This window comes from Aeromonas molluscorum 848 (assembly GCF_000388115.1).
Lineage (GTDB): Bacteria > Pseudomonadota > Gammaproteobacteria > Enterobacterales > Aeromonadaceae > Aeromonas > Aeromonas molluscorum.
This window is the reverse complement of the sequence record NZ_AQGQ01000219.1, coordinates 1-5,604: the sequence shown is the minus strand read 5'-3', so window position 1 is coordinate 5,604 and position 5,604 is coordinate 1. Positions and strand designations below refer to the sequence as shown.

At 61.8% G+C, this 5,604-nt stretch carries 5 protein-coding genes and 1 pseudogene; 4 read left to right on the top strand and 2 right to left on the bottom strand.

What is annotated here, in order from left to right; genetic code table 11:
• Positions 1–970: pseudogene (locus tag G113_RS18785) on the bottom strand (SLC13 family permease); the annotation flags it as partial.
• Positions 971–1,208: 238 nt separating this feature from the next.
• Between G113_RS18785 and pnuC the strand changes: the two are divergent.
• The 3 genes from pnuC (at position 1,209) to G113_RS18770 (ending at position 3,429) form a co-directional block, all read left to right on the top strand.
• Positions 1,209–1,928 carry a nicotinamide riboside transporter PnuC gene (gene pnuC, locus G113_RS18780; RefSeq protein ID WP_005908938.1) on the top strand — a complete coding sequence of 240 codons (720 nt, stop codon included), beginning with the start codon at positions 1,209–1,211 and terminating at the stop codon, positions 1,926–1,928.
• Positions 1,925–2,650 (top strand): nucleoside phosphorylase, encoded by a 726-nt coding sequence (locus G113_RS18775; protein WP_005908935.1) that lies wholly within the window; start codon positions 1,925–1,927, stop codon positions 2,648–2,650. The genes pnuC and G113_RS18775 overlap by 4 nt, the downstream gene beginning before the upstream one ends.
• A 107-nt stretch (positions 2,651–2,757) precedes the next feature.
• Positions 2,758–3,429 (top strand): Crp/Fnr family transcriptional regulator, encoded by a 672-nt coding sequence (locus tag G113_RS18770; protein WP_040319393.1) that lies wholly within the window; start codon positions 2,758–2,760, stop codon positions 3,427–3,429.
• Positions 3,430–3,467: 38 nt separating this feature from the next.
• On the opposite strand, the gene G113_RS18765 is transcribed toward G113_RS18770, so the two are convergent.
• Positions 3,468–4,838, bottom strand: a complete 1,371-nt coding sequence (locus G113_RS18765) for an MDR family MFS transporter (RefSeq protein ID WP_152436107.1) — start codon at positions 4,836–4,838, stop codon at positions 3,468–3,470.
• A gap of 210 nt (positions 4,839–5,048) precedes the next feature.
• Here G113_RS18765 and G113_RS18760 point away from each other — a divergent pair.
• On the top strand, positions 5,049–5,604 hold a 556-nt coding region (locus G113_RS18760), incomplete at its 3' end, for an HAD family hydrolase (RefSeq protein ID WP_051106624.1).

Genomic DNA, 5,604 nt, shown 5'->3' with positions numbered 1-5,604 from the left:
TCCCGCGCCTGATCCGAGAAATAGTCGCCTCTGAGTATCATGGGCTCGAGCATGGCCTCGCTGCAGAAGGTGCGGATATCCACCTCGGGATCCGCCATGTCGATGAGCAAGACGTCCCCGCGCCCTGAAACTCCGAGATGCCCGATACGCTCACCATGACCCGCCGGAACTTGCGCCAGCGCTCCACACCGATGACATTGGCACCATAGCGGGCACGCAGTTGCAACTCATCCAGGGTATGGCCGATGAGCGGCGAGCCGGGCCTGATCGCCAGGCGCCGCGCCCGCCCCGTCAACCGATAATCGCGGATAAGCTCGCGCAATGTGCTGCGGCGCGATCCCTTGCTGCGCCCGGGCGGAGTATCACTGGCCAGGGTGCGACGGATCAGCAGCATGTAACCGATGCCGAGCACCAATATGATGAGCCCCATGGGACTGAAGCTGAAAAAGCTGAAACCGGGGATGGCATGGCGCACCAGCTCACTGTTGACCACCATGTTGGGCGGTGTCGCTACCAGGGTCATCATGCCGCTGATGAGACCGGCGAAGCCGAGCGGCATCATCAGCCGCCCAGCAGGTATCCCCATGCGGTTCGAAACGCTGAGCACCACAGGAATGAAGATGGCCACGACGCCAGTCGAGCTCATCACGGCGCCGAGCCCGGCGACCGCCACCATCAGCAGCACCAGCAGCCGGGTCTCACTGTTGCCCGCCACCTTGACCAGGGCGTCGCCCACCTGATAGGCGATGCCGGTACGTACCAATCCCTCCCCCACCACGAACAGGGCAGCGATCAGGATGACACTGGGATCGCTGAAGCCGGCCAACGCCTCATTAAGGGTCAGGGTTCCGCTCAGCACGAACAGGATCAGCACCAGCAGGGCCGTCACATCCATGCGAACCCTGTTGCTGACGAACAGATAGATGGCGCCCAGCAACAGGCAAAGCACCCAGACCAACTCGGAATTCAATGACCTCTCCTTCTTCTGCGTCACGCGGTCTTCATGATGACTGCGGACTCCATCAGAACACAGCCCCCATTGCAGCATCTTGTGACATATCAATAAAGCCAATCCTCTTCGCGCTGAGCTCCCTGGAATGCAATTCTTTGATCTCGCTCGTGAAGGGGCGGACAAAAGTCCTGCCAGCCCAGCCCCTGCCCCCTTAGAATGGCTCGCAGATCCAGCCCCATTTTTCAAGGACATGACGATGAGCATATTCGAGTGGTTCAGCATCAATCACACCCTGGTCACCATCCCTCTGGGCAGCGGTTACGCCATGTCCTGGATTGAAGGGATTGGCACTCTGTTCGGCTTGGCCTGCATCTGGTTCGCCAGCCAGGAGAAGACCATCAACTATCTGTTCGGTCTGATCAACGTCAGCCTGTTTGCCATCATCTTCTTCCAGATCCAGCTCTACGGCCTGTTGATGCTGCAACTGTTCTTCTTCTGCGCCAACCTCTACGGCTGGTACGCCTGGACCCGCCCCGCCAACGCGCAGGGGGACACCCTGCAGATCCGTTGGCTCAGCAAGTCCAAGCTGCTGATGACCGCCGCCATCAGCGTGCTGGCCATCGCCCTGCTGACCCGCTACATAGACCCCGTATTCGCCACCCTGGCACGTACCTCCGTCTCCCTGCTCAACCTGTTCGGGGCCGATCTTGCCATGCCTGAGCCCTCCCCCGACGCCTTCCCGTTCTGGGATGCCACCATGACGGTGCTCTCGGTGGTGGCCCAGATCCTGATGACCCGCAAGTACGTGGAGAACTGGATCCTCTGGGTGGTCATCAACCTTATCAGCATCGGCGTCTATGCCGCCCAAGGCGTCTATGCCATGTCGCTCGAATACCTGATCCTGCTGTTCATCGCCGCCAACGGCACACGCCTCTGGATGCTGGCCGCCAAACGCCCGCAGCAGGTGATCGTATGAGCCTGCTGCCCCACCTGCAATGCCGCCCGGATCAGGTTGCCGAGCATGTGGTGCTGTGCGGTGATCCGGCTCGGGTCGATCGCATCGCCAGCCAGCTCGAACAGTGCGAGTCGCTCGGCCAGAACCGGGAGTTTCGCCTCATCAACGGCCGTCATCAGGGCCTGCCCATCACTGTGTGCAGCACCGGCATAGGGGGCGCCTCCGCCATCATAGCGCTGGAGGAGTTGGTGCAGGCTGGCGCCCGGGTGCTGGTGCGAGTCGGTTCTGCGGGGGCCTTGCAGCATGAGATCGGACTCGGGGATCTCATCGTCGTGGAGGGGGCCGTGCGCCACGATGGCGCCTCCCAGGCCTATCTGCCTGCCGAGTACCCGGCCTGCGCAGATATCCTGCTGCAAGCCGCCCTGCTCGACCATATCGCCACCAGTGGCCTGCCTCACTGGCACGGGCTGGTGCGCTCCCATGACAGCTTCTATCGGGATGACGAGCAGAAAGTGTGCCGCTACTGGCATGAGCGCGGTGTGCTGGGGGCAGACATGGAAACCGCCGCTCTGCTCGTCGTGGGGCGACTGCGCAAGGTGCGGGTCGCCGCCGTGCTCTGCACTGTGGTGGCGTTCGAGCAGGACGCGCAGCAGGGCGTGAGTGATTACGCCAGTGCAGAGGCCGCCATGATGAAAGGGGAACAGCTGGCCATCGCCGCCGCATTGCACGCCCTGGGTCAGTGACAGGGTCAAAGCGTTAAGTCCCGCACACTCACCCTCATTCGCGCTGGCATAGGGTCGGCGTGCTTGTTAGCCTCCCTCCTCTTCCCTCTATGCAAGGCCCTTTCAAGGTGCAGCAAGAACCCTATCCCCTGGGTCGCTTTCATGCCGAGCTGAGCCGGCTGGCCCCCAAATTTTCCCAAGCCCTTCAAGCTTGTTCGCTATTTGATCGCCGCTACCTGCCCGGGGAATTCATCATGCGCCAGGGGGAGCAGAGCGAGCACCTCTATCTGGTGGCAACGGGACGGGTCTCCCTCAGCAGCGCCGTCCACTCCGGGCGCCTGTTCCAATTGGGGGAGATAGCCTGCCAGCGGCAGATCTTCGGCGAGATGGAGTTCTTCAGTGCCACCCCGGTGCAGTGGAACGTGGTGGCGCAGACCGAACTGGACGCCAGCGTCATCTGCGCTCACAAGCTAGCCCAACGGCTGCTGGCAGCACCCGAGCTCACCCTCTTCTTCGCCGCGGCGCTTGCCAGCGACTATCTGGATACCCTGGACATCACCACCAGCCGCCTGCTGCACCCCATCGCCTACAACATCGCCTATGAACTGTGGCGCGAGCGCCAGCGCACTCCCATGCTGGGGTCACGCAAGCGTGCGCACGAGGCGGCGCGCTTTGGCACCACAGAGCGCGTCTATCGCCGCGCGCTCAAGGAGCTGATCGATCAGGGCATAGTGCAGGACGGGGAGGATGGCCCGCAGATAGCCGACGTGACCAGGCTGCGTCACTACCTGGCACTCTGACCCGCTCGCGTACCGAAGCGATCCCGCGCCCGCTCAACTCAATGGGTACGGTTCGACAGCTCATGGCGTTTGAGTGCCACCAGAGTGAGCAGCAGGGCGCCGCTAGCGATGGCCGCCATGCCGATATAAGTCCCGCTAAAGCCCGGCGCCAGCTCGGCCGGGCTGAGGTGGTCCAATGGACCATCCGCCGTGGTGGACAGGGAGGCGTGGAACAATACCGAGCAGACGGCAACACCGACGGCGCCGCCCAGCTCGCGACCGAAGTTGAATAGCGACATGCCGATGCCGCGATCCTGGGCGGGCAACGCGCTTTGCACCACCACTGCGAGCGCAGGCAGGGTCAGTCCGAGCCCCAACCCGGCAAACAGCAGCGCCAGCCTCACCCAGACATCGAAGTGCAGCTGCCACAGGGCCAGCGCCGCCAAGGCGAACCCCATCACCACGAACCGCTTGTATTTGCCGGTGCGGGCGATGAACTTGCCACCCACGAAGGCCCCAAGGGTGATGAATACCATGAAGATCACCATGTCCTGGCCGCTCTCGCTCGCGCTCATCCCCTTCTGCCATTGCATCTGCAAGGGCAGATAGACCAGCACGGCAAACATCAGCAATTGGGCAATCAAAGAGAGCAGCACCGCGACCAGATAACCGGGCAATCGCACCAGATGGGCAGGCAATATGGGGTCATGGGCACGCCGTTCGATGAAGATGAGCAGTAACAGTGCCGTCCCGAGCGCAATGACCAGCCAGAGGCTCGGCAGCGGGGTATCCGGAGAGAGCAGCAAGAGCGACAAGGTGGTCACAGTAATCAGCAGCCCGGCCCCCTTCCAGTCGAAGCGACTCTGACGACGCAGGTTGAGATGACGCAGATTGCGATTGACCAGCCACAGTGCCAAGGCGCCGAGCGGCAGATTGATCCAGAAGATCCAGCGCCAGTTCAGTTGTTCGGTAAAGTAACCTCCGAGCAGAGGGCCCGCTATGCTGGAGACCGCATAGACAATGGAGATATAGCCCTGATATTTGCCCACCTCCCGCGGCGGTATGCTGTCGGCAATCACAGTGAAGGCAAGGGCGATGAGGCCACCTCCCCCCAATCCTTGCAGCACCCGAGCCGCGAGCAGAGTAGGCAGATCCTGGGCCAAGCCGCAGGCAAGGGAACCCGCCAGAAAGAGTACTATGCCGATGTTAAGCATCCGCAGGCGGCCGAACAGGTCGCTCAACTTGCCATAGACCGGCAGCGCGGCTGTCGCAGCCAGCAAGTAGGCGGTAACTACCCAGGTCAGGGCCGAGCCGGCATTCAGCTCGGCGCCGATCATGGGCAGGGGCGTGGTGACAATGCTCTTCTCCAGTGACCCCAAGGCAATGACCAGGGCCACGCTAGAGAACACTGTTTTTGGCGAAATAGACATCAGGGGGCTCGCAAAGGGATAGGCCGCGACGGGCTCGGTGTTTCACATGGTGCCATATTATGAGGACGGCTGCCTCCATGCCTCATGGCCCCCCGCCTCCCACTCCAACCTGGTCCCCGCTATCGCCTGATGGGGCCTAGGCCATATCGGCTCCCATTTAACACTCAGGCACAGAGCATGAGACGGATCCCAGCATAGCCTGCGTGCCTCATGTTAGGCTGGGCTTTTCCCCCGCGCGGAGCTAACCCCTTGTTTGAACAATACGATGCCCTGATCTTCGACATGGACGGCACCCTAGTCGACTCCATGCCCCTGCACCTGGATGCCTGGCAGATTACCAGCGATGAATTCCAGCTCGCCTTCGATCGCGAGCTGGTGAACAGCTATGGCGGCATTCCCACCCGCAAGATAGTCGCCATGCTGGCCGAGCAGCAGGGAGTGACCATCGATGTCGAAGCCTTCACCCGCCGCAAGATAGCACTCTATTTGCAGCACATAAGCGAGGTCAGCGTCTTCCCCACGATGGCGGAGCTGGTCAAGGCGCAATATGGCAAGATCCCCATGGGCATAGGAACGGGGGCCCCCCGGGACCAGGCGCAGCAGATATTGCACACTACCGGACTGGCTGCCTTTATCCCTGTCCTGGTCAGCGCCGATGATGTGCAAAACCATAACGCCCAACCCCGATACCTTCCTCAAAGTGCCGAGCTGCTGGGGGTCGATCCCCATCGCTGCCTGGTGTTCGAAGATACCGAGATCGGCATCC